The sequence below is a fragment of the Streptomyces endophyticus genome (genome assembly GCF_035798155.1).
GTDB lineage: Bacteria > Actinomycetota > Actinomycetes > Streptomycetales > Streptomycetaceae > Streptomyces > Streptomyces endophyticus.
The window spans coordinates 75367-98781 of record NZ_JAOZYC010000136.1; the positions used below are offsets into that span (position 1 = coordinate 75367).

At 70.3% G+C, this 23415-nt stretch carries 25 protein-coding genes; 8 read left to right on the top strand and 17 right to left on the bottom strand.

The window, feature by feature from the left end; all coding sequences use genetic code 11:
- The first annotated feature begins 123 nt into the window (after positions 1-123).
- From OKJ99_RS24470 to OKJ99_RS24480, 3 genes are read left to right on the top strand one after another with little or no spacing between them, the layout of a single operon-like run.
- Positions 124-1329, top strand: a complete 1206-nt coding sequence (locus OKJ99_RS24470) for a quaternary amine ABC transporter ATP-binding protein (RefSeq protein ID WP_326019531.1) — start codon at positions 124-126, stop codon at positions 1327-1329.
- Positions 1313-2233 (top strand): ABC transporter permease, encoded by a 921-nt coding sequence (locus OKJ99_RS24475; protein ID WP_326019532.1) that lies wholly within the window; start codon positions 1313-1315, stop codon positions 2231-2233. Before OKJ99_RS24470 ends, OKJ99_RS24475 begins: the two co-directional genes overlap by 17 nt.
- A 17-nt stretch (positions 2234-2250) precedes the next feature.
- Entirely contained in the window at positions 2251-3177 is a 927-nt protein-coding gene (locus OKJ99_RS24480) for a glycine betaine ABC transporter substrate-binding protein (protein WP_326019533.1), read from the top strand.
- Between the two features lie 75 nt (positions 3178-3252).
- Here the strand turns inward: OKJ99_RS24480 and OKJ99_RS24485 are convergent, their stop codons facing one another.
- The gene (locus OKJ99_RS24485) at positions 3253-3588 is read right to left on the bottom strand and encodes a DMT family transporter (RefSeq protein WP_326019534.1); all 336 of its coding nucleotides are present in this window, start codon (positions 3586-3588) and stop codon (positions 3253-3255) included.
- The gene (locus OKJ99_RS24490; protein ID WP_326019535.1) at positions 3589-3903 is read right to left on the bottom strand and encodes a DMT family transporter; all 315 of its coding nucleotides are present in this window, start codon (positions 3901-3903) and stop codon (positions 3589-3591) included.
- A gap of 83 nt (positions 3904-3986) precedes the next feature.
- Here OKJ99_RS24490 and OKJ99_RS24495 point away from each other — a divergent pair, with 83 nt between their 5' ends.
- Positions 3987-4571, top strand: a complete 585-nt coding sequence (locus OKJ99_RS24495; RefSeq protein ID WP_326019536.1) for a TetR/AcrR family transcriptional regulator — start codon at positions 3987-3989, stop codon at positions 4569-4571.
- Between the two features lie 54 nt (positions 4572-4625).
- Here OKJ99_RS24495 and OKJ99_RS24500 read toward each other — a convergent pair whose 3' ends face one another.
- The 5 genes from OKJ99_RS24500 to OKJ99_RS24520 are packed head-to-tail and all read right to left on the bottom strand — an operon-like array spanning position 4626 to position 8788.
- Positions 4626-5633: a MerR family transcriptional regulator gene (locus OKJ99_RS24500; protein WP_326019537.1), complete on the bottom strand. Its 1008-nt coding sequence runs from the start codon at positions 5631-5633 to the stop codon at positions 4626-4628.
- Positions 5627-6376 (bottom strand): HEAT repeat domain-containing protein, encoded by a 750-nt coding sequence (locus tag OKJ99_RS24505; protein ID WP_326019538.1) that lies wholly within the window; start codon positions 6374-6376, stop codon positions 5627-5629. The genes OKJ99_RS24500 and OKJ99_RS24505 overlap by 7 nt, the downstream gene beginning before the upstream one ends.
- 52 nt (positions 6377-6428) lie before the next feature.
- Entirely contained in the window at positions 6429-6677 is a 249-nt protein-coding gene (locus OKJ99_RS24510) for a non-oxidative hydroxyarylic acid decarboxylases subunit D (RefSeq protein WP_326019539.1), read from the bottom strand.
- A 58-nt stretch (positions 6678-6735) separates the two neighbouring features.
- Complete coding sequence (locus OKJ99_RS24515) at positions 6736-8163, bottom strand: non-oxidative hydroxyarylic acid decarboxylases subunit C (RefSeq protein ID WP_326019540.1); 1428 nt, start codon at positions 8161-8163, stop codon at positions 6736-6738.
- A complete protein-coding gene (locus OKJ99_RS24520) occupies positions 8153-8788 on the bottom strand; it encodes a non-oxidative hydroxyarylic acid decarboxylases subunit B (RefSeq protein ID WP_326019541.1) in 636 nt (211 codons plus the stop codon). Before OKJ99_RS24520 ends, OKJ99_RS24515 begins: the two co-directional genes overlap by 11 nt.
- 83 nt (positions 8789-8871) lie before the next feature.
- Here OKJ99_RS24520 and OKJ99_RS24525 point away from each other — a divergent pair, with 83 nt between their 5' ends.
- Positions 8872-9747, top strand: a complete 876-nt coding sequence (locus OKJ99_RS24525) for a helix-turn-helix domain-containing protein (protein WP_326019542.1) — start codon at positions 8872-8874, stop codon at positions 9745-9747.
- A gap of 28 nt (positions 9748-9775) precedes the next feature.
- Here the strand turns inward: OKJ99_RS24525 and OKJ99_RS24530 are convergent, their stop codons facing one another.
- Genes OKJ99_RS24530 through OKJ99_RS24555 form a run of 6 tightly spaced genes read right to left on the bottom strand, consistent with a single transcriptional unit; the run spans position 9776 to position 15803 of the window.
- A complete protein-coding gene (locus OKJ99_RS24530; RefSeq protein WP_407700757.1) occupies positions 9776-10636 on the bottom strand; it encodes a phosphogluconate dehydrogenase C-terminal domain-containing protein in 861 nt (286 codons plus the stop codon).
- Positions 10637-10638: 2 nt separating this feature from the next.
- Positions 10639-11448 carry a sugar phosphate isomerase/epimerase family protein gene (locus OKJ99_RS24535; RefSeq protein WP_326019544.1) on the bottom strand — a complete coding sequence of 270 codons (810 nt, stop codon included), beginning with the start codon at positions 11446-11448 and terminating at the stop codon, positions 10639-10641.
- A gap of 1 nt (position 11449) precedes the next feature.
- A complete protein-coding gene (locus OKJ99_RS24540; RefSeq protein WP_326019545.1) occupies positions 11450-12229 on the bottom strand; it encodes a triose-phosphate isomerase in 780 nt (259 codons plus the stop codon).
- Positions 12229-12690 (bottom strand): ribose-5-phosphate isomerase, encoded by a 462-nt coding sequence (locus OKJ99_RS24545; protein ID WP_326019546.1) that lies wholly within the window; start codon positions 12688-12690, stop codon positions 12229-12231. The genes OKJ99_RS24540 and OKJ99_RS24545 overlap by 1 nt, the downstream gene beginning before the upstream one ends.
- A gap of 21 nt (positions 12691-12711) precedes the next feature.
- The gene (locus tag OKJ99_RS24550; RefSeq protein ID WP_326019547.1) at positions 12712-14439 is read right to left on the bottom strand and encodes a dihydroxyacetone kinase family protein; all 1728 of its coding nucleotides are present in this window, start codon (positions 14437-14439) and stop codon (positions 12712-12714) included.
- Positions 14436-15803, bottom strand: coding sequence for an MFS transporter (locus tag OKJ99_RS24555; RefSeq protein ID WP_326019548.1), 1368 nt, complete (start codon positions 15801-15803; stop codon positions 14436-14438). The genes OKJ99_RS24550 and OKJ99_RS24555 overlap by 4 nt, the downstream gene beginning before the upstream one ends.
- A gap of 263 nt (positions 15804-16066) precedes the next feature.
- On the opposite strand from OKJ99_RS24555, the gene OKJ99_RS24560 reads away from it, so the two are divergent.
- Entirely contained in the window at positions 16067-16831 is a 765-nt protein-coding gene (locus OKJ99_RS24560) for a FadR/GntR family transcriptional regulator (RefSeq protein WP_326019549.1), read from the top strand.
- A 57-nt stretch (positions 16832-16888) separates the two neighbouring features.
- On the opposite strand, the gene OKJ99_RS24565 is transcribed toward OKJ99_RS24560, so the two are convergent.
- The 4 genes from OKJ99_RS24565 to OKJ99_RS24580 are packed head-to-tail and all read right to left on the bottom strand — an operon-like array spanning position 16889 to position 20728.
- Positions 16889-17980 carry an LLM class flavin-dependent oxidoreductase gene (locus tag OKJ99_RS24565; protein ID WP_326019550.1) on the bottom strand — a complete coding sequence of 364 codons (1092 nt, stop codon included), beginning with the start codon at positions 17978-17980 and terminating at the stop codon, positions 16889-16891.
- Positions 17977-18831 carry an ABC transporter ATP-binding protein gene (locus OKJ99_RS24570; RefSeq protein ID WP_326019551.1) on the bottom strand — a complete coding sequence of 285 codons (855 nt, stop codon included), beginning with the start codon at positions 18829-18831 and terminating at the stop codon, positions 17977-17979. The genes OKJ99_RS24565 and OKJ99_RS24570 overlap by 4 nt, the downstream gene beginning before the upstream one ends.
- Positions 18807-19670 carry an ABC transporter permease gene (locus OKJ99_RS24575; protein ID WP_326019552.1) on the bottom strand — a complete coding sequence of 288 codons (864 nt, stop codon included), beginning with the start codon at positions 19668-19670 and terminating at the stop codon, positions 18807-18809. The genes OKJ99_RS24570 and OKJ99_RS24575 overlap by 25 nt, the downstream gene beginning before the upstream one ends.
- Entirely contained in the window at positions 19667-20728 is a 1062-nt protein-coding gene (locus tag OKJ99_RS24580) for an ABC transporter substrate-binding protein (RefSeq protein ID WP_326019553.1), read from the bottom strand. Before OKJ99_RS24580 ends, OKJ99_RS24575 begins: the two co-directional genes overlap by 4 nt.
- Before the next feature lie 311 nt (positions 20729-21039).
- Here OKJ99_RS24580 and OKJ99_RS24585 point away from each other — a divergent pair, with 311 nt between their 5' ends.
- Entirely contained in the window at positions 21040-21969 is a 930-nt protein-coding gene (locus tag OKJ99_RS24585; RefSeq protein ID WP_326019554.1) for a LysR family transcriptional regulator, read from the top strand.
- A gap of 202 nt (positions 21970-22171) precedes the next feature.
- Positions 22172-23410: a CaiB/BaiF CoA transferase family protein gene (locus OKJ99_RS24590; protein ID WP_326019555.1), complete on the top strand. Its 1239-nt coding sequence runs from the start codon at positions 22172-22174 to the stop codon at positions 23408-23410.
- Positions 23411-23415: the final 5 nt, after the last annotated feature.

Genomic DNA, 23415 nt, shown 5'->3' on the forward strand with positions numbered 1-23415 from the left:
GCCTTGACGTGCCGTCACGATCAACGGCATCGTCACACCGTACTGCACATTTGTTGCGCATTGCGAAACACCAGCCCGGACATGTTCCAAGCGCCCCGCGCGCACCCCTGGAGGTGGGGCACGGTGATAGAAGCAGCACGGCTGAACAAGGTTTTCGAATCCGCCGACAACACGACGCACGCGGTGCGCGACGTGTCCTTCACCGTCGAACCCGGCGAACTCTTCGTCGTCATGGGCCTGTCCGGGTCCGGGAAGTCGACCTTGCTCCGGATGCTCAACCGCCTCGTCGAACCGACCTCGGGCGAACTCCACGTCGACGGCCGGGACTTGCTGGCGATGGACCAAACGAACCTGCGCGAGCTGCGCAACCGCAAGGTCAACATGATCTTCCAGCACTTCGCGCTCTTCCCGCACCGGACGGTCCGTCAGAACGCCGCCTACGGAATGCAGTTGCGCGGCGCCACGGCCGCCGAGCGCGAGGAACGCTCCGACTGGGCACTGCGCACCGTAGGCCTCGCCGACTGGGCCGACTCCTACCCCAGCGAACTCTCCGGCGGCATGCGCCAGCGCGTCGGCCTGGCCCGCGCACTGGCCACGGATGCCGAAATCATGCTCATGGACGAGCCGTTCAGCGCGCTCGACCCGCTGATCCGCCGGGACATGCAGGACCTGCTGCTCGGTCTGCAGCGCGATCTGCGCCGCACCATCGTCTTCGTCACCCACGACCTCAACGAGGCGATGCGGCTCGGCGACCGGATCATGGTCATGCGCGACGGCGGCGTGGTGCAGCTCGGCACCGCGACCGACATCCTCGACTCCCCCGCCGACGCCTACGTACGCGACTTCGTCTCCGACGTCGACCGCTCCCGCGTGCTGACCGCCCGCGCCGTCATGCGCGAGCCTCTGACGACGGCCGGTCTCGACGACGACCCGCGTGACGTCCTGCGCTCCCTGGCGGACATCGAGGCGGGCGCCGTCTACGTCCTCGACGCCGACGGCGGCGTCGCCGGCGTGGCCCACGACGATGCCGTCGCACGGGCCGCCGACGCGGGGCACGCCTCCCTGCGCGACAGCCCGGAGTGCCTGACCGACGCCTACGGGCGGGCAGGACCCGACACACTGCTCGTGGATCTGTTCCCGGCGGCCGGGCGGTACTCGGTGCCGCTGGCCGTGACCGATGACGACGGGCGGCTGCTCGGGGTCGTGCCCCGCGCGGCGCTGCTCACCGCGCTCTCCGCACCGAAGGCCCCCAACTCCCGCGAAGAGGCAGGCACTTCCGAAGCATCAGGCAGCTCACAGGAGGAGGTGGCCGATGCTGTTCAGCGTTGATCTCGGCACCCCGGTCAGCAAGGCCGTCGACTGGCTGACGGAGAACCTCGGCGGTTTCTTCGACGCCGTCACCACCGTGGTGACGTCCCTGGTGAACGCGGTCCTTCAGGTCCTGACCGCACCGCACATGCTGGTCATCATCGTGGTGTTCACCGTCCTCGCGTACTTCACCCGCGGCTGGATCTTCGCCCTCTACACGGTGGGCGCCTTCCTCCTCATCCAGGGCATGGGCCTGTGGATCGCGGCGATGCAGTCGCTCGCCGTCGTCGTGGTCGCCGCGGTGTTCGCGGTGGCCATCGGGGTGCCCATCGGCATCTGGGCCGCCCGCAGTCCGCTGGCCAGCGCCCTGGTCAGGCCCGTCCTCGACTTCCTGCAGACGCTGCCGGTCTTCGTCTATCTCATCCCTGCCGTCTTCTTCTTCGGCATCGGGCTCGCCCCCGGCGTCGTCGCCACCATCGCCTTCGCCGTCGCACCCTCCGTACGCCTCACCGAACTGGGCATCCGGCAGGTGGACCCGGAAGTCGTGGAGGCCGCGCACGCCTTCGGTGCCCGGCGCGGCCAGATCCTGCGCGACGTCCAACTCCCGCTGGCCATGCCCTCGATCATGGCCGGCATCAACCAGGTCATCATGCTGGCGCTGTCCATGGTCGTCATCGCCGGCATGGTCGGCGCCCCCGGTCTCGGCAGCATCGTGGTGCGCGGCATCAGCCAGCTCGAAGTCGGGATCGGGTTCCAGGGCGGCCTCGCCGTGGTCTTCCTCGCGATCTTCCTCGACCGCGTCACCAGTGCTCTCGCCACCCCCCGCATCCGACGCCGCCCGGGCCGCAGGCGCGCAGGCACGACCCCGGCGGAAGAGGTGGAGAAATCGTCCTCCGCCTCTTCCACCACTCCGGTTTCCGCGTGAAGACAGGAGCTCCAGTCATGATCCGCAATCGTCGCCGCCGCATCACCTACCTCTTCGGCTGCACCGCCGCCGCGCTCACCCTGCTCACCACCGCCGCATGCAGCGGGAACACCTCGAAGGTCGACGAGGGCTCCGACGCCGACAGTGGCAGCGGCTCGAAGACGGTCAAGCTGGCCTACGTCGCCGGATGGGACGAGGGAGTCTCCGCGACCTTCTTGTGGAAGCAGATCCTGGAGGACAAGGGGTACAAGGTCGACGTCCGTGACCTGGACATCGCCAGCACCTACGCGGGCATCGCCAACAAGCAGGCCGACATCTACCTCGACGCCTGGCTGCCGGTCACCCATGAGACGTACTGGAAGAAGCTCGGCCCCAAGATGGAGAAGCTCGGCACCTGGTACGAGCCGGCCGACCTCAACCTGACCGTCCCCAAGTACGTCAAGGACGTCAACACCATCGACGACCTCAAGGGGAAGGCCGGCGAGTTCGGCGGCAAGATCGTCGGTATCGAGGCCGGCTCCGGACTGATGCGCCTGACCCGCTCCCCCGTGCTGCCGGACTACGGCCTCAAGAGCGAGTACGAGCTCACCGAGTCCAGCACGTCCGCGATGCTCTCCGCCCTGCAGAAGTCCATCAACAACAAGAAACCGATCGTGGTCACGCTCTGGCGGCCGCACTGGGCGTACACCAAGATGCAGCTGAAGGTCCTCAAGGACCCCAAGAAGGCCTACGGCAAGCCCGACAAGGTCCAGATGGTCGCTTCTAAGGGCTACTCCAAGGCCAACCCCGAGGTGGCCGGCTGGCTGAAGAACTTCCACCTCACGAGCAGCCAGCTCGGCAGCCTGGAACTCCTCCTCCAGAAGAAGGGGACGGGCAACGAGCAGGCCGCGGCGAAGGAGTGGATCGCGGACAACAAGCAGCTGGTGGACAGCTGGTTGAAGTAACCACCGAGAGCGCGCACGACACACGGCCCGGACCCCTGGGGGGTCCGGGCCGCGCCCTTGCACGTGGCATCGCGCCTACGCGACCTCCGCCTTGTGCGGCTTGAGCAGTTTGAGGCCGACGATGCAGGCGACGATTCCGGTCAGGAACAGCACCTTGAGGACGCCGGCCGTCTCCGTGCCGGTGGCCATGGCCCAGATGACCGTGAGCGCGGCACCGGACCCGCTCCAGATCGCGTACGCGACGCTGATCGGGATGTGCCTCGTGGCGAAGGCCAGCGTGGCCATGCTCAGGGCCAGGCCGACGAAGAAGACGACGGACGGGACGACGTTGGTGAAGCTGTCGCTCGCGCCCAGCGCGGTGGCCCAGACGGCTTCGAGACCGGCGCTGATGAACAGGATGACCCACGGCATTCAGCTCACCGCCTTCAGGCCGATGACACAGCCGATCAGACCGGCCAGCAACGCCGTACGCAGCGGGGTCAGCTTGTCCTGTCCCCGTACGGCGGCGATCAGGACCGTCAGTACGGCGCCTATGCCGACCCACACCGCATAGGCGGTGCCGACGGGCAGCGACCCCATGGCATAGGCCAGGCCCGCCATGCTGAGCACCAGGGCGACGACGAACAGCACGGTCGGCCTGGTGCGCTTGAAGCCCTTCGACGCACCGAGCGCGGAGGCCCAGACGGCCTCCAGCACTCCTGATGCGATCAGTACGATCCACGCCATCGCGTGACCTCCCAATCGTTTTCGTACGAGTGTGCTGAAACAAGATATAGCACGTTCCCGCACGACTGTGCGACTATGGGGTCATGCCCCGCACCCTTGACGCGGTAGAACGCAATCGCCTGGTCTCCCAGGCCGCCTGGACGGTCCTGGTCCGCGACGGCATCCCGGCGCTGTCCGTCCGCAAGGTCGCCGCCGAGGCCGGACTGCCGCCCAGTTCACTGCGGTACACCCTGCCCACGCAGGCCAGCCTGCGGATCAAGGCCTACGAGATGGTCGCGGAGCACACCACGACGCGGGTCGCCGCGATCCCCGAGGACGACGACCAGTGGACCAGGAAGGTGCTCATGGAGCTGCTGCCGCTCGACGAGCAGCGGCGCCTGGAGATGGAGGTCTCCCTGATCCTGGGCACAGCCGCGATGACCGACCCGGCCCTGCGCCAGACCCACCGCGCCGTGCACCAGACCCTGCGCGACGTGTGCGAACGGGCCGCGCGGACGCTGCCCCTGCGGGCCGGTGACGTCCCCGTCGAGGCCGCGCGGCTGCACGCCATGCTCGACGGCCTTGCCCTGCACCTCGTCCGCCAGGAACCGGACGACGACACCGAGTGGGCCGTGCGGGTCCTCGACACCCACCTCGCCCAGCTCAACGGGGAACGGGCCAGGTCCTGACGGACCAGGTCGTGGCGGACCGAGCCCGTCGGGCAGTCCCGTTCTCGACGACCGTTACGGCGCCTCGCGCAGCCGAAGCAGATACACCGCGGTCAGCGCCACGGCGCGGTCCTCGTCGGCCGACAGCTCGACGAGGGCGCGCGTCGCCGTCGTTCCCGGGATTCCGGCCAGCGCCTGCGTGAGTCGGCCGCGTGCGGGCGCCTCGGTGGCGGCGTGGGCGAGGCGGTCGACGAGCGCGGTCGCGATGCGTTCCGCCGGTGCGGTGTCGCTCGCCAGCACGCTCAGCGCATCCGCCGCGTCGGTGTCGTTCCTGCCCGCCACGATCATGTCGATCAGCTCCGGGACCGCGTCGGCCGCTCCCCGGTTGCCGAGCGCCACGGCGGCGCGCCCCCGGACCACGGCGTCGGCGCTCGCGAGGGCGTGCCGCAGCTCCGCGGTGGCCGCGTCGCCCGGCAGCTCGGTGAGGCACTGAGCGGCCCGCTCCCGTACGGCGGGCACCGGCGAGCCGAGCGCCTCCACCAGCAGCGGCAGACCGTCGGCGCCGCCGGAGCGCACCAGCGCCCAGCGCAGGGCCCCGGCGACATTCGTGTCCGTCTCGCTCAACACGGCTTCGACCAGGGCCTCCACGGGCATCGCGTCCTGGCCGCCGGACGAAAGGGCCGCGCGCTGCCGGGCGTCGGCGCTCTTCGAGCTCAACGCCTGTAGTAGCGCGACGACTTGGAGGACTTCCTCCCAGTCTCCGGGGCCCGCGGCGTCGATCCGGTTGAGCCGCGTGAGCAACTCGGTCTCGGCCGCGATGCGTTCACGCGTCTGCCGGATGAGATCGCCGACGAGCGCCGAGGGCGTGAAGTCCGGCTCGTCGAGCGCGCGCCCGATCTCGCGCAACGAGAGCCCCAGTGACCGCAGGCTCTCGATGTGGAAGATCCGCCGGATGTCGTCGCCCGAGTACTCCCGATAGCCGGAGCCCGTGCGTTCCGAGGGCCGCACGAGCCCCAGCGTCTCGTAATGCCGGAGCATGCGGGCACTGACCCCGGACCTCCGCGCCACCTCACCGATCAACACACTTCATCGTCCACCACGGGAGCCCCGCCTAGGGCCACGACGCGCTTCGCCTCCTCGATCGCGAAGCCGAACCCGGTGTCCGGGTCGCGCAGCACCTGTTGCGTGGCGAGCGCGTGCGCGCGCACGTCCGGGTCGGAGGATGTCGCCGCGGTGCGCAGCGCGGGCGCCACCACGTCACCGAGCTCGACCAGAGCCCGGCCCAGGCTGAGTTGCGTCTCCCGCCCGCCCCGGCCGAGCTGCGTCGCGAGTACGGCGGCGAGGGCGGTCTTCTCGTCATCCGAACCGCCGCCCGTGCTGTCGTCCGTACTGTCGTCCGCGCCGCCGCCCGTGCCGCCGCCCGTGCCGTCGTCCGGTACGAGCACGACGGCGGCCCGCCACGCGCTGCGCGCCACCTCGTCGTCCGCGTCCGTCAACAGCTCCCGCGTGATGACCGGCCAGGCGCTCCGGTCGCCGATCTTGGAGAGCGTGTGCAGCGCCTGGCTCCGCGCCTGCGCCTTGCCCGACCGCACCTCACGCACCAGCGCGGGAACCGTGACGCCCGCCGGGTGACGGGTGAGCGCCCAGGTCAGCATGTCGCGGACGAAGAACTCCGACTCGACCGCGCACCGCTCGACGAGCCTGCCGACGAACTCCGGGTCGGGCGCCGAGCCGACCGCCATCGCGGCCCGCAGCCGCACCGACGCATCGCGGTCCGCCAGCCCCCGCAGCGCGCGCAAGGTCTCCGTGTCCTGTCCAGTGATCATGTTCGGGACCACCTCCTCGACCAGCAGTGAAGACCTTGTCACCGTGTCAAGGTCAAACGCGCAGCGGCGGCACCGCCGGGACCTCGATCGCGTTCTCGATGTCGGCGTCCGTCAGCTTGAAGGCCTCGGGGTAGGCGTCGCGGCGGGTACGGCGGTCGGGTTCGCTCGTGCGCCAGGTGTAGAGGCAGCGGGTGCACTGGAGCACGTCCCACACCCCGGGGACGGGGGACGTGGCGAGGCGGGTGACGGTGTCGGCGGGGCAGCGCGGGCACTCGGCGCCGTCAACCAGGTTGTCGTTCATGGGAGTTGACCTTTCTGGAGGGATACGACGGGCATCACGACGGGGATCGCGACGGGGATCAGTGACGGGCCGCGATCATGTTCTGAAGGCGCGTCGCCCACTCCGCCGTCTCCGGGAGGTCCTTGGCCGGGGTGGAGAAGTTGCCGCGGACGTCGGGTGCCACCGGGGTCGTCGCGTCGATGATCATCTTGCTGGTGATGCCGGCGGGCTGGGCGGCGGGCGCGAGTTCGAGGACCGACAGGTTCGGGATGACGACGACGTCGTCCTTCGGGTTGACCTTCGCCGACATGGCCCACATGACCTGCGGCAGGTTGAACGGGTCCACGTCCTCGTCGACGACGATCACCTGGGCCACGTAACCGAGCCCGTGCGGTGTCGTCATGGCGCGCATGCCGACGGCCTTGGCGAACCCGCCGTACCGCTTCTTCGTCGAGATGATCACCATCAGGCCGTGCGTGTACATGGCATTGACGGCCTGCACCTCGGGGAACGCCTCGCGCAGCTGCTTGAGCAGCGGGACGCAGGTGTTGGGGCCGACGAGGTAGTCGCACTCGGTCCACGGCATGCCGAGGTAGAGGGACTCGAAGACCGGGTTCGTACGGTACGAGACACGGTCCACGCGGACGACGGGCATCCGGCGCCCGCCCGAGTAGTGGCCGGTGAACTCCCCGAAGGGGCCCTCTATTTGGCGCTTCCGCGACTCGATGACGCCCTCGATGACGACCTCGCTGCCCCACGGCACGTCGAAGCCGGTGAGCGGGGCGGTGGCGATCGGCGCGGGCGCGCCGCGCAGGGCGCCGGCCATCTCGAACTCGCTCTGGTCGTACGCCATCGGCATGCCGGCGACGATCGCCATCACCGGGTCGTTGCCGAGGGTGATGGCGATGGGCAGGTCCTCGTCCACCTCCTCGGCCTTGTTCAGGTGGATCGCGACGTCGTGCACGGGCACCGGCTGGATGGCGAGGCGGTTCGCGCCGAGGACCTCGATGCGGTAGATGCCGACGTTCTGCTTGCCGAAGTTGTCCCGGTCCTCGGGGTCGCGGGAGACGACGGCGGCCTTGTCGAGGTAGAAGCCGCCGTCACCGTCGTTGAGGCGGAAGAGCGGCAGGACGGAGAAGAGGTCGACATCCTCGCCCTCCTGGGTGTTCTCGCGCCACGGCGCGTCCTCGCGGCGTTCGGGAGCGACGGGGAAGGCGTCCCAGCGCCGCGCGAACTCCTCGACCTGCTCCTTGACCGGCGTGTTCTTCGGCAGTCCGAGCGCGAGGGCGTGGTTGGCCCAGGAGCCGTGCACGTTGAGCGCGATGCGGGCGTCGGTGAAGCCCTTGACGTTGTCGAAGTAGAGGGCGGGAGCGTTCTCGCCGATGCGGCCCGTCGCGTTGGCTGCGGCCGCGAGGTCGGGCTCGGGCAGCACCTCTTCGGAGATGCGCAGCAGCTGGCCCTCCTTCTCCAGGGTGCCGAGGAAGCTGCGCAGATCGTCATAGGGCATGGGTAACTCCTGTGTTCTGTACGGGGGTTGCGGAGTCGGCGGCGGCGCGGGCGGTGCGGGCGGCGCGCATGCCGGCCCAGCGCTCGGCGGCCGGGGCCGGCAGGTCGAACTGGTCGAGGACCCGGGCGACGATGTGGTCGACGATGTCGTCGATCGTCTGCGGGTTGTTGTAGAAGGCGGGCATGGGCGGCACCAACTGGACGCCCATGCGGGCGAGTTCGAGCATGTTCCGCAGATGGATCTCGCTCAGTGGTGTCTCGCGCGGGACGAGGACGAGCTTGCGCCGCTCCTTGAGGACGACGTCCGCGGCGCGTGCCACGAGCCCTTCGGCGTATCCGGCGCTGATCCCCGCGAGCGTCTTCATCGAGCACGGCACGATGACCATGCCGTCGGTGCGGAACGAGCCGGAGGAGATGGTGGCGCCCTGGTCGTCGGGGTGGTGTGTCACGTCGGCGAGCGCGGACACCTGCGCCACCGACAGACCGGTCTCCAGCTCGATCGTGGTGCGCGCCCACCGGGAGAGCACCAGATGTGTCTCCACGTCCGGCAGCTCGCGCAGACACTCAAGGAGACGGACACCGAACGGGGCGCCCGTCGCCCCGGTCATTCCCACGATCAATCGCACCGGACACTCCTCACACGTCGCTGACCTGTGCTTTCACGCTAGGCGGCGGGACGGGTGCGGCAGCGGTACGCTCGGGACTCACGATGGGGAAAATCAGACAGGAACGCCCCGAGGTCCGGGATCTCGCGTACACACCGACCGTGGGGGCCCCGACCGGTGTCGAGGTGGCGGAGCTGGCCGACCTTCACGACCGCTCGCTGCGGCACGGCAACGATCCGTACGCGCCGCTGCGGCCCGTCTTCCACCAGTTGATCGGCGCCCGCGCGCGCCCGCTGCGGGTGGCCGTGGACTTTGTCGAGTACGAGCTGCGCCCGGGGTCCTGGATGTGGATCCGCCCGGGCCAGGTGCAGCGCTTCGGCCCGGATCTGGCGTCGGCGGACGGCGTGATCGTCCTGTTCAAGGCCGGTTTCCTGCCGCCGGCGATCGTCTCGGCGGCACACATGGATCCGCCGTACGAACAGCGTCCACTGACCCCGCGCGGCCGGGACGCGGAGTCGGTACGACGGGCCGTCGAACACCTCACGTACGAGTACGGGGCGATGTCCTCGCTCCCGCTGGGGACCCATGCCGAGGTGCTGCGCGCGCTGCTGTCGGTGCTGGTGATGCGCCTCGCGGCGGTTCGCGACCCGGCACCGGCCGCGTCCCGTGACACCTTCCACCGTTTCCACGCGGCCGTGGAGCGCGACCACGCGGTGACCCGCCGCGTCGAGGACTACGCGGCGGCCCTCGGCTACAGCCCCCGCACCCTGACCCGTGCCGCCCTCGCCGCGACGGGGCGTACCGCGAAGCAGTACGTCGACGACCGGGTCCTCCTGGAGGCGAAGCGGCTGCTCTGGCACAGCGGCCTGTCCGCGAAGGAGGTGGCGGGGCGGCTCGGGTTCGACGACCCCAGTGACTTCACGAAGTTCTTCCGGCTGCGAACCGGGGTGACACCGGGGGCGTTCCGGGCGGGGGCCTGAGCGCGAGGGCCTGACCGAAGGTGTCGGATCAGCGGCGGATCTCCTTGATCTTCAGCATCTTGGTGATGACCTTGTCGAGTTCGCCGTCGTCGAAGACCTTCTTCCAGTCGTCCTTGACGATGGAGTCACGGCCGTAGTCCATGGCGATCAGGCAGGCGTCGGAGAACGGGTTGTCGCCCTTGAGGGTGTTGGCGAGGGCGACCTGGGTGTGGCCCAGCAGCATGGCGCGGGCGGCCTTCTCCGGGACGCCGACGGTGTGCACGGTCTCGTGCAGCGCCTCGTTGAGCAGGGCGCCGACCATGCACGCGATGGTCTCGACGAGGGTCGGCTCCAGGACGGCGAGCTGCTTGACGGTGACCCAGTGGACGTCGACGACCGGCGCGTACATGACGCGGATGACGGCCCCGGCGAGCGCCTGCTTCTCTTCGTCGCCGCCCTCGTACGCGGCGACGACCTCCTGCGGGGCCGCGATGCCACCGAAGGTGTCGTCGACCTCGGCCTGCGTCTTGCGCTGGAGGAAGACGGACGGGTGGCACGGGTGGGCGCAGACGTAGTGCACGTCGGCGCGGGGGTGCAGCAGGCCCGCGTAGGCGGCCGCCGGGTCGAGGGTGAGGACGACGGCGCCCGGCTTCAGGAGCGGGACGAGCTGCTCGGAGACCTTGCCGAGGACGATGTCCGGCACGGCCAGGATCAGGACGTCGGCCTGCTGGGCGGCGGTCTCGGAGTCGGTCAGCTCACGGCCGAGCGAGCGGATCAGCTCCTGGCCCTTGGGGGAATTCTCGGAGAAGAGGACGGTGAAGTCGCTCTCGACCAGGTTGTTGGAGACGCGCTGGCCCATCTTGCCGGCGGCCCCGATGACGGCAACGGTCTTGTTGTTCTCGGCGGCCATGTTCATTCGCCCTTCAGGAGTGTGCTGATGCTGTGCTTGGTCCACTGGTGTTCGAGCTCGGCGGTGACATCGAAGCCACCGTCCTGCCACGGGAGCCAGTGCTCCACGATCTGGTTGACGGACGCGGGGTCCGGGGCGTGCTCGCCCACGGCGGCGATCATCGACGCGTAGTCGAGCAGGCCGGTACCGAGCGGCGCTCCGGCGTAGGTGAAGCCCACCCAGCCGTCCCTGCGGCTGAACGCGAAGTCCTTGACGTGCACGTTCACTACGCAGGGTGCGGTCAACTCCACGACCTGCGCCGGGTGTTCCAGGCGGGCCACGCAGTTGCCGGGGTCGAGGACGATGCCGAGGCGCGGGCTGTCGACGGTGCGGACGACCTCGACGAGATCGGCGGTGGCGACCTGCTCGTACGTCTCCAGGCCGAGCGTGACGCCCTGCTCCTCGTAGCGGCCGATGGCCTGCTTCAGCAATGCGACCGACTCTTCGACGCCGGGCTTGTGGTCGGCGGTGTGCAGCATGGAGCGTACGAAGGTCACGCCGAGCCGCTCCGCGATGCGGAGGTAGCGCTCCAGGTGGTCCGGGCCGATGCCGCGGGTGCCGAGTTCGAGGGTGACACCGAGGTCGGCGGCGACCGCCTTCAGCTCGGTGAGCTGCGCGGCGTCGTAGGACTCGATGGGCGCGTAGTCGCAGATCTGGAAGACCTGGCCGCCGAGCCGGTGGATGTCCCGGAGCATGTCCAGGGCCGTCATCGGCCGCGGGGCGCGCGACGAGATGCGCCAGAAGTACGCGTAGGTGCTGATGCCGTACGCCATGTCAGGCCACCTCCGTACGGGAGGCGGCGGGACCTGCGGGCTCGATCTCGTCGAGGATCTTCGCGACGGCCTCCGGGTCGTGGGCGAAGCGGCCGAGGAAGAGGCCTCCGACGGAGCCGCCGAGGCGGCTGAGCAGGCCGGGGCCGGCGCTGCCGCCGTAGATCACGGTGGAACCGGCGTGCTGGGGGCGGGAGTTCAGCCACTCTCCTAGCGCCCCGCACACCGTGGTGATGTGCTCGGGCGAGGCCGGCTCGGGCGCGCCGATGGCCCACTGCGGCTCGTAGGCGAGGACGACCGGGCCCTCCAGGCCGTAGAGCAGGCGGGCGGCCTCGGCGACGGTGCGGCGCGCGGCCTCCTGGGGCTCCACGGGGTCGAGTTCGCCGACGCACAGGACCGGGGTGAGGCCGTTGCGGAGCGCGGCCGCGGTCTTCGCGGCGACGACCGTGTCGCCCTCCCCGTACAGGCGGCGGCGCTCGGCGTGCCCGACCTCGGCGTAGCGGCAGCCGATCTCCTTGAGGAGCGGCCCCGACACCTCGCCCGTGTAGGCACCCACGTCCTCCGTGGCGATGTCCTGCGCGCCGACGGCGACGCCGCTGCGCGCGAGGATCCCGGCCACCGGCACGATCGCCGGGAAGGCGGGCAGCACGAACAGGCGGGCCGCGCCGCTGGTGACGGCCGGGTGCCTGTCCGCCAACCGCACGATGCGGCGGGACCAGTTGAGGGTCTCGTGGTGGCCGAAGTACATCTTCAGGCTCACCCCGAGCAGGACGGGGGCGTTCATCAGGCGGCCTCGTAGTCACACATCAGCTGGACCTTCGCGGCGGACGCCGACTGCTCGTCGAAGCGGTAGGTGAGCCACTCGGCGGCGAGGCGGCGGGCCAGTTCGATGCCGACGACGCGCTGGCCGAAGGTGAGGACCTGGGCGTTGTTGGAGAGGACCGCGCGCTCGACGGAGAAGGAGTCGTGGGCGGTGACGGCACGGATGCCCTTGACCTTGTTGGCGGCGATGGCGACGCCGAGGCCGGTGCCGCAGACCAGCAGCGCCCGGTCGGCCTCGCCGCGGGCGACGCGCTCGGCGGCCTCGATGGCGATGGTCGGGTAGGCGGTGTGGCCTTCGGCGTCCACGCCCACGTCGGTGACGGACTCGACCAGGTCGCTCGCCTGGAGGTCCCGCTTCAGCGCCTCCTTGTACTGGAATCCGGCGTCGTCGCAGCCGACGACGATCCGCAGCTTCTCACTCATGTCGCTTTTCCTTAAAGGGAGTTACTGGCAGGTGGCGAGCGCGCCGTGGACGGCGCGGACGATCAGGGCGAGGGAGTGGGCGCCCGCGTCCGGGGTGCCAAGCGACTTCTCGGCGTGGGGGCGGGCGCGGCCCATCTTCGGCAGCAGGTGGGCGGTGTCGCGCGCGGAGCGCTCGGCCGCGGTGGCGGCGGCGTCCCACGCGGCGGTCAACTCGGCGCCCGCGTCGACCTGTTGGCCCAGCGTCTCGGCGAAGGGCACGAGGACGTCGACCATGGTCTTGTCGCCGACCTCGGCGCCGCCGGTCCTGCGGACGCCGTCGGACGCCCGCAGGACTCCGTGGGCGACGGACGCCGGGGTCGGCCGTTCGGTGTCCCCGAGCGCGTCGCCGAGCGCGCGCAGGACGATGCCCCACAGGGCGCCGGAGGTGCCGCCCCCCTTGTCGGCCCAGGCGTCGCCCGCGGCCGTCAGCAGGGACCGGGCTCCCGCGCCCAACTCACACGCCTCCAGGGCGGCTTCGTAGGCGCCGGTCGAGCCGCGCTGCATGCCGATGCCGTGGTCGCCGTCGCCGGCGACGGCGTCGATGCGGCCGAGTTCGTCGGCGTGCGTGTCGACGGTCTCCTTGAGGAGGCGCAGCGCGTCGAGCGCGGTCGCGGCGGCCCGCCGGGACTCCTCGCTCGCCGTGTAGGCCTCGGGTCCCTCCTCGGCCTCGTAGGACTCCTCGTCCGCGGCGGCCGCCTCGGGTACGGCGCCCTTGCGGTACGCGGGGGTGTCGGCGGGGGCGGTCCACAGGGCTTCGAGGGTGTCGTCGAGCCAGGTCAGGGTGAGGGAGATGCCGGCCATGTCGAAGCTGGTGACGAGTTCGCCGACCTCGGGGTCGACGGCCGTCACACCCGCCTCGTCGAGGAGCTGCGCGACCCTGCGGTAGACGACGAACAGCTCCTCGTACTTCACGGATCCCAGGCCGTTGAGGATCACCGCGGCGCGCTGTCCGTGCGGTGTCCCGATCCCGTCGGGGAGTTCCTTGAGGAGGGTGGTGACGAGCAGTTCGGCGGCCTCGTCCGCGGTGGGGACGGGCTCCTCGCCGATGCCGGGTTCGCCGTGGATGCCGAGGCCGACGGCCATCCGGCCCTCGGGGACCGTGAACAGCGGGTGGTCGGCGCCCGGGAGCGTACAGCCGGAGAAGGCGATGCCGAAGGAGCGGGTGCGGTCGTTCGCGTGGGCGGCGATCCGTGCCACCTCGTCGAGAGTGCTGCCCTGTTCGGCGGCGGCCGAGGCCGCCTTGAAGACGGGCAGGTCGCCGGCGATGCCGCGCCGCTTGTGGGCCTCGTCGGGGCCCGCGCTGGATATGTCGTCGGTGACGGCGAACGTGCGGGTCGGTATGCCCTCGCCGTTCAGCCGCTCGGCGGCCTGACCGAAGTGCAGGACGTCGCCCGCGTAGTTGCCGTACATGAGCAGCACACCGCCGCCCGCCTGCGCCGCCTTGGCGACGCCGCGGATCTGCTGGGCGGAGGGCGAGGCGAAGACGTTGCCGACGGCGGCGCCGTGCGCGAGCCCCTGCCCGACCAGGCCGGAGAAGGCCGGGTAGTGGCCGGATCCGCCGCCGATGACGACGGCCACCCGGCCGGGGGTCTTCGCGGTGGCGCGGACCACGCCGCCGGGGACGGGGCGCACCCAGCGGCGGTGGGCGGCGACGAAGCCTTCGAGCGCTTCGTCGGCGAAGGCGGCGGGGTCGTTGTGGAGGCGGGTCATCGCTGGTTCTCCGGGAGGGACGAGGAGCTGATGGGCGCGCGGCGGGCGAGGAGGAGCATCAGCACGGCGGACAGCAGCATGAAGATGCCGACGAGGTAGAGCGGGGCGTAGTAGCCGCCCGTCCAGCCCTTGAGCCAGCCGGTGATGTAGCTGGAGGCGAAGCCCGCGATGTTGCCCGCGGTGTTGATGAGCGCGATGCCCGCCGCGGCGGCCGCTCCGGTCAGGAAGCGGGAGGGCACGGCCCAGAACACCGGCAGCGCGGCGAAGATGGCGCAGGCGGTCACGGTGATGACGGCGACGGTGGCGGTCGGCGAGCCCATGTAGAGGGCCAGCGGGATGGACACACCGCCGACGACGGCGGGGCCCGCGACGTGCCAGGTGCGGGTGCCGTGCTTGGTGGCGTGCCGGCTCCAGAAGAAGAGGACGATCGCGGCCGGCAGGTACGGGATGGCCGTGATCCACGCCTTGTCCATCACGCTGAACGTGGTGTCGTACTGCTCCTGGAAGCCGTCGATGATGGTCGGCAGGAAGAAGGCGAGCGCGTAGAGGCCGTAGACGAAGCCGAAGTAGACGACGGCCAGGGTCCAGACGCGGCCGTTGGTGAACGCGGTCTTCAGGTCGCCCTTGGCGTGCTGGTTCTCGTGGCCCGTCTTCTGGGCGTTCTCGGCGGCCAGCTCCTCGGTGAGCCAGTCCCGCTCCTCGGTGGTGAGCCACTTGGCGTCGGCGGGGCGGTCGATCAGGTAGAACCAGGCGATGACGCCCAGCAGGATCGCCGGGATCGACACGAACAGGAACATCACGCGCCAGCCCTCGAGGCCGAAGAGGCCGTGGTGGCCGATCAGCCAGCCCGCGAGCGGGGCGCCGAAGACCGTGGTCAGCGGCTGTGCGAGGTAGAAGAGGCCGAGGACCTTGGTGCGGTGGCGGCTGGGCACCCACTGGCTGAGGAAGAGGATCGCGCCGGGGAAGAACCCGGCCTCCGCCACGCCCAGCAGGAAGCGCAGTGTGTAGAGGCCTCCGCTGCTGTCCACCCAGGTGAAGAGCAGTGAGACGAGGCCCCAGGTCACCATGATCCGGGCCAGCCAGCGGCGGGCGCCGAAGCGGTGCAACGCCATATTGCTGGGGACCTCGAGCACGATGTAACCGACGAAGAAGATCCCGGAGGCGAAGCCGAACTGGGCCGCGGTGAGCGCCAGGTCGTCCCCCATCCCGTTCGGTTCCGCGAACGACACCGCGGTGCGGTCCAGATAGTTCACGAAGAACATCAGGGCCACGAAGGGGACCAGGCGGATCGAGATCTTCTTGATGGCCGACTTCTCGACGGCCGACCTCGTCGCCTTCACGGGCGGCGCGGCGGTGGCAGGCATGGCGACTCCTCGGCTCGCCGGACAGCTCTGTCCGGACTTGGGTCACGCTCGGCACGAGGGGCGAGGGCGCTGCAGCAGCTGGCTGGCCGCTCAGGTCGGGCCGATCTGCGTTTCACGCTAGACCCGATCCGCAAATTGGTCACCAATTTACCAATGTGGTGAGCGTCGCACTTGTTGCTCATGGCTGAACCCTTGACAAAGCGGGCACCGAAGAGCGTCGCGCGCGGCCGTGGAACGGTCCGGACGACCCGTCTGGTCTACTGGTGACCGTGACCAACCAGCCCTCCGACGCCGCCCCCGAGGCCGACCTCGCCCGGCTCCTGCGCCCCGTCGTACGCGAGTCGTCCGTGAGCGAGGTCGCCAAGCGCCTGCTCGACCACCTCTCCGCGGGGAACATCAAGCCCGGCACCCGGCTGCCCGCCGAGCGGCAGCTCGCGGAGGCCCTCGGGGTCGCACGCTCCAGCGTGCGCGGCGCGCTGTCCGCGCTCGATGTGCTCGGCATCATCGAGATCCGGCCGGGCTCCGGCTCGTACGTGCGCGAGGGCACGTCGGAGTTCCTGCCGCGCGCCATCAACTGGGGCCTGATGCTGGGTCAGCGCCGCACCCGGGACCTGGTCGAGGTGCGCACCTACATGGAGGGTGTCTCGGCGCGGCTCGCCGCGGAGCGCGCGGGCGACGAGGACGTGGCGCGCCTGGAGGAGCACCTGCGGCACATGCGGGAGGCGGGCAGCGACGTGAAGGCGTTCATCGACGCCGACATCGCCTTCCACCTGGAGTGCGCGAGCATCGCCCAGAACACCGTCCTGAGCGACATCCTGCACAGCATCCGCGCGCTGCTCCAGGTCTGGATGGAGCGGGTCAGCGACATCGAGGGCACCGTCAGCGGCACCCTGTGCGAACACGACGCCGTCCTCAAGGCGATCCGCGACCGGGACCCCGAGGGCGCGGACCGGGCGATGGCCGAACACATGCGGATGGCGAGCGCCCGGCTGCGGGAGTCGGTGGGGGACGAGCCCCCACAGGGGTGAGACCGGGGTGTGCCCAGGGCGAGACCGGGGTGAGGCCGGGGTGAGACCCGGGGTGAGTCACGCCTGTCGAGGCGTCGCCAACTTCCGCAATGCGGGCAACAGTTGGTCGCCCACGCGGATGGTCTCCTCCCGGTAGGGGGTGTCGGACAGGACGAAGTGGGAGATGCCGAGCCTTCGGTAGTCGTGCAGCGCCGCCGCGACCTCGTCGGCCGAGCCGACCAGCCACGTGGTGCCCGCTCCCCCGCCGCCGAACCGGCCCGGTGTGGTGTACAGGCAGCGGTCCAGCACCTCGCCACGCTCGGCCAGGTCGAGGAGCCGGCGCTGGCCGACGGCCGTACGGCGGTTGCCCGTCCAGGTGGTGTCACCGGCACGCTCGGCCATCTTCGCGACCTTGCGCTCGGCCGCCTCCCACGCCTCCTCGCTGGTGTTCCGGACGACCGTGGTGATCCGCAGGCCGAACTCCAGCGGGGCGTGGACGCGCCCCTCCGACTCGCTCAACTTCCTTAGCCGGTCGATGCGTTCGGCGATCCCGTCGAGCGGTTCGCCCCAGAACAGCTGGACGTCGGCCTCGGCCGCCGCGACCCGCTCCGCGGCCTCGGAGGCACCGCCGAAGTAGAGCCGCGGATGCGCGCGGCCCGGCACCCCGTACGGGCGGGGAGAGACCGTGGAGTGGCTCACCTGGAAGTGCTCGCCCTCGAAGGTGACGTCCTCCTGCGTCCACAGCCGCCGCACCAGGTGCAGGAACTCCCGGGTGCGCGCGTACCGCGCGGCGGGGTCGACGTTCGTGTCACCGTACGCGGCCGGGTTGTCCAGGCCACTGACGATGTTGACGAGCACCCGCCCCTGGCTGAGCTGGTCCAAGGTGGCCGCCGCACTCGCGAAGTTGGCCGGCCGCCAGTACCCGGGCCGGATCGCGATGAGCGGCTTGAACGTGGTGGTCCGCGCGGCGAGCGCCGTCGCCACCGTGAACGTGTCGGGCCGCCCCCAGCCGGTGCCCAGCAGGGCGCCGCCCCAGCCGTGCTCCTCGGCGGTGCGGGCGAGCCGCGTGGAGAACTCGATCGAGCCCCAGCCCGCCCTGGTGTCGTCGCCGCGGTGTCCCGGCTCGACGGTGTTGGGGATGTACCACAGGAATTCCTCGCTCGCCGTCATCGCGCCTCCGGTTCCACGCCAGTCGCCTTGCCATGGGCCTGCTCCGCCGCGGCGCCCTCCAGTGCACTCTCCAGAGCACCCCCCAGGGCACTCTCCGTGGTCTCGACGCCGAGCTGCCGCAGCAGCCGGTCGCGCAGGGCCGCGGCCTCGGGGTCGTCGCGCCGGCGGGACACCGGGAGGCGTACCGGGAGGTCGAGGGCGATCCGGCCCTCCTCCAGGAGGACCACCCGGTCGGCGAGGGCGATGGCCTCGTCGACGTCATGGGTGACCAGGAGCACCGCGGGCCGGTGCCGCTCGCACAACCGCCGGAGCAGCCCGTGCATCCGGATCCGGGTCAGCGCGTCGAGCGCGCCGAACGGTTCGTCCGCGAGCAGGAGTTGGGGTTCGCGGACGAGGGAGCGGGCGAGCGAGACACGCTGCTGCTCGCCGCCGGACAGCTCGACCGGCCACGCCCGCTCGCGCCCTTCGAGGCCGACCTCGGCGAGTGCGGTGCGCCCGCGCTCCACCGCGTCAGGACCGTCGAGGCCGAGGACCACGTTGTCAAGGAGGCGCCTCCAGGGCAGCAGCCGGGCGTCCTGGAACACCACGGACACGTTGTCGGGTGCGATCAGCTCGCCCCCGCCCGGCACGTCGTGGTCCAGCCGGGCCAGGGCCCGCAGCAGCGTGCTCTTGCCGGAGCCGCTGCGGCCGAGCAGGGCGACGAACTCCCCGTCGGCGATGGAGAGTTGCAGCCCGTTCAGTACGTCACGCCCGCCGAGGGTGCGGACGAGTCCTTCGATGCGTACGGTGGCGGCCCGCGCGGCATCGTCGTGCCGCAGCACGGGGTTCAGCCGGCCAAGGTGCGTCGCCATGTCAGCGCCTTCCTCTCCACGAGCCGTACCAGGGCGTCGGAGACGAGGCCGAGCACTCCGTACACGACGAGCCCGACGAGGATCACATCGGTCTGTCCGTACGTCCGTGCCAGCTCCATCATGTAGCCGATGCCGCTGGTGGCATTGACCTGCTCGACCACGACGAGGGCGAGCCACGCCCCGGTCACCGCGAACCGCAGTCCGAGCAGGAAGCCCGGAAGTGCGCCCGGCAGCACGACGTGGCGGATGAACCGGGTACGCCCCAGGCGGACCGTCTCGGCGAGTTCGACGTAGCGGCTGTCGATGCCGCGCAGCCCGTTGTGAGTGTGGATGTAGATCGGCACGAACACACCGAGCGCGATGGTGACGACCTTCATCGACTCGCCGATGCCGAACCACAGGATCAGCAGCGGGATCAGGGCCAGTGAGGGAATCGACCGCTTGATCTGCACGGGCCCGTCGACGAGCCCCTCGCCGATCCGGCTCAGCCCCGACACGAGCGCGAGCGCGAGCCCGGCCAGCACGCCGAACACCAGGCCCAGCAGGGCTCGTTGGGCGGAGATGGCGAGGTTCGACTGGAGCCTGCCGTCGGCGATGAGGTCACCCGCCGTACTTGCGATGACCCACGGGGCCGGCAGGTTGCGCGGGTCGATCAGACCGGCGCCCGAACCGGCCGCCCACACGGCGAGCAGCAGGACCGGGCCGAGCGCCCAGCCGTAGGGCACGGGCCGCCCGGGGGCGAGCCGCTTGCGGGCGCGGGTGCGGGGAACGTGCGCCGGACGGTCTCCCGGTGCGGTCCTGGCCTCCGCGACCCTCTGGTCAACAGCCGTTGTACTCATGCCTGTTCACCGCCCCCGTCGGCCAGCGCGTCCGCGGCGACCCGCTCGTAGCGGCGGTCGAAGAGGATGCCCGCGTCGAAGCGCTTGTGCTTCTGTTCCTTCGCCAGCAGATCGACGGTCTGCTGCTGCCGCTTGATGGCCCCGCTCCAGCTGGCGGGGAAGACCGGGTGGCCCGCGTGCGCGACGAGGTACTCGCCGTCCTCGCGGCTGAGCCCCTGGTCCTTGACGTAGTAGCCCTCGATCCACTGCTTGGGGTGTGCGTCGATCCAGACCTCGGCGCGCGCCCAGAAGCGGATGAGTTCCTTGATGGCCGCGGACTTCTGCGCGTCGGCGACGGCGTCGGTCAGCGCCCACAGGTGCCCGGGATCGTCCCGCAGCCCGTGCCGGATGGTGGTGGCACCGTCCCGGCCGTACTTCGTGAGATAGCGCTTGATGTTCACACCAGCGATGGGCGCGGCGTCGACCTGGTGATTGCCGAGGGCCGTCGGAAACACATCACCGGTGCTGGCCAGCTCGACGAGCTTCACGTCCTGCTTGCTGAGCCCGGCCTTCTTCAGGATGCGCAGCACGAGAGCGCCCTGCGCCTGGCCCGGGCTGTAGGCGATCTTCTTGCCGCGCAGGTCGGAGAGCTTCTTGATGCCTGCGCCGGGCGCGATGCCCAGCTCGTAGATCGGGTCGGCGATGGGGTCCTTGCGGAACTCGGCGCCGACGAGCTTGGTGTCGAGCCCGGTCCAGTGGGCGTTGATGGACGGGATCTCGGCGGCGGAGCAGATGTCGAGGGCGTCGGCGCGGAATGCCTCGGAGCACTGCGGTCCGCCACTGATGTTGGCCCACTTCACCTTGAAGGGCAGCTTGTCGATCTGCCCGGACAGTTCGAGGGCCACCTTCAGGATCGGGGCGCCGACGGTGAGCGTGGTGTCCGCCGACACCTTGGCGGGGATCTTCTTCAACGCCACGCTCCGACTGCCGCTCGTCGAGGCCGAGTTGTTCGCGCAGGAGGTGAGCAGCAGGGCTGCGGCGAGCGAACCGACGACGGCGACGCTCCGGAATCTGGACATGGGTATGCGGGGACGGGGCTTCATTCGAGCCTTCACAGGGAGGAGGAGCGGCGACGCGGGTTGAGGACTCGCGGAACGGGCGGCGCGGCTCAACTACACACGGCGGTGGCGACGCGCATCAGATCGATGGCTCGGCGCTTGTGATACCGCTGGTCGTCGGACATGCCGCCGAAGCTAGCCAGGCCGTCGGAGGCGGGTCAAGGGCGTGGGACGCCCGGGGCAGGACTGCAACATCCCCTTCATGAAGGTTCATGAAGGGGCCATACGCGTGTCGCGTACCGACATCAGTCTCAACACCTCTTGGAGCGACCATGCGGTACGAACTGACCGACCTGCGGCTCTTCCTGGCCATCGCCGAGGCACGCAGCCTGTCCGCCGGTGCCGCCGCGGTCTTCATCACCCCCTCCACGGCCAGCTACCGCCTGAAGAACCTGGAACAGGCCCTCGGCACCCCCCTCTTCACCCGCAATTCCCGGGGAATGGAGCCCACCCCGGCCGGAGTGCTGCTGCTCGACTACGTACGCGAGGCACTGCGCACCCTGGAGCGGATGAACGACGACATGAAGTCGTTCTCGTCCGGGCTGCGCGGGCATGTGCGGCTGTGGGCCAACAGCAGCTCGCTCAACGGCTTCGTGGTGCCCGCGCTGGGGGACTTCCTGCTGGACCATCCACATGTCAATGTCGACCTCGAAGAGCGGTCCAGCCGGGACATTCTGGATGCCGTCGCCGCCCAGGAGATCGGTGTCGGAATCCTCGCGGGCGAGCTCGACAACGGGCAGGTCCGCTCCGTCCCCTTCGCCGTGGACGAACTGGTCCTCGCGGTGCACCCCGGGCACGAACTCGCCGAACGCGGCACCATCGCCTTCGGCGACGCACTGGGCTGCGATTTCGTCTGTATGAGCAGGGAAAGCAGCAATTTCACCTTTCTCGCCGACACCGCCAAGAGCTACGGCCGGAAGCTGAATGTCCGCCTTCACGTGGATCACTTCCACGCCGTCCTCGACCTCGTCGCGGCGGGCGTCGGCGTGGCCCTCGTACCGGCGCACATGCTGCGGCTGTCCGGCAGCGAGCGGCGCACGGCCACCCTCCGGCTGCGGGACCCCTGGGCGGTACGCCACCTCAACCTGGTCACGCACGCCGGTGAACGGCCCCCGGCCTTCACCTCCGCGCTGATCGAGCACCTCCTCGGTCATTCCGCGGCCGTCGAGACGCGGCGAAGGCATGGCGCCGCCTGCCTTTGAAGTGGCGTGTGCAGCCGTCTTTGCAGCCGTCTTTGAAGCCGTCTTTGAAGCCGTCTTTGAAGCCGCCTTTGAAGCCGCCTTTGAAGCCGCCTTTGATGCCGCCGAAAGCTGGCTTCGAATCTTTCCGATTCCCCGCTCAACACCCCGCGTTCTACGGTGCGTTCACATTCCGCTCCCGACACCGATTCCGAGGGGCAGCGACATGCTGAACACCGCTCTGCGCGGGGTGAAGGTCCTCGACCTCTCCCGTATTCTCGCCGGGCCCTGGTGCACCCAGAACCTCGCCGACCTGGGCGCCGAGGTCGTCAAGGTCGAGAACCCCAGGTCCGGCGACGACACCCGCGGCTGGGGCCCGCCCTATCTCGGCGACCCGGCCGACGACGCGGGATTCTCCGCCTACTTCCTCGCCTGCAACCGGGGCAAGCGCTCCATCGCGATCAACTTCGCCGCGCCCGAGGGCGCCGCGCTCGTCCGCCGCCTCGCGGCCCAGGCCGATGTCGTGGTCGAGAACTACAAGACCGGCACGCTCGAACGCTACGGCCTCGGCTCCGACGACCTGCGCGCCGTGAACCCCCGGCTCATCCACCTGTCCATCACGGGCTTCGGCCCCACCGGACCGATGGCGGGCAAGCCCGGCTACGACTACGTCTTCCAGGGCATGGGCGGCATGATGAGCTACACCGGGCGGCCGGACGGGGACCCCGGCGCCGGGCCGCTGCGCGCAGGTGTCTCCGTCGTCGACCTCACCACCGGCATGTATGCCACCTCCGCCGTACTGGCCGCGCTGCTCCAACGTGAACACACCGGCGAGGGCCAGCACATCGACCTCGCCCTCCTGGACGTGGCCGTCGCGCTCAACGCCAACCAGGGCTCCAACTACCTGGTGTCGGGCGACGTACCGCAGCGCCTGGGCAACGCACACGCCAACCTCGCCCCGTACGAGGTCTTCGCCTGCGCGGACGGGCACATGATCCTGGCGATCGGCAACGACAGCCAGTTCGCGGCGTTCTGCGCGCTCGCCGGAATCCCGCACCTCGCGCAGGACCCCCGCTTCACCACCAACGGCGCACGCCTGGAGAACCTGGAGACGCTCAGGCCCTTCGTCGCCGACGCGATGGCGGGCCGCAGCCGCGAGGAGTGGGGCGCCGAACTCGACGCCGCCAAGATCTCCTGGGGGCCCATCAACGATCTCGCCGACGTCTTCGCCGACCCGCAGGTCCTCCACCGCGGGCTGCGGATCACCGCCGAACACCCGGTCGCCGGCACCGTCCCGCTGGTCCGCAACCCGCTGCTCGCTCCCGGTTCGACCGGCGAGGTCAAGGCGCCGCCCCTCAAGGGCGAGCACTCCACCGAGATCCTCGGGGAACTCGGCCTGACCGCGGACGCGGTCGACAGCCTCGTCCGAGCGGGCGTCGTCGCCGGCGTCGCCATGTCCGCCTGACCGTC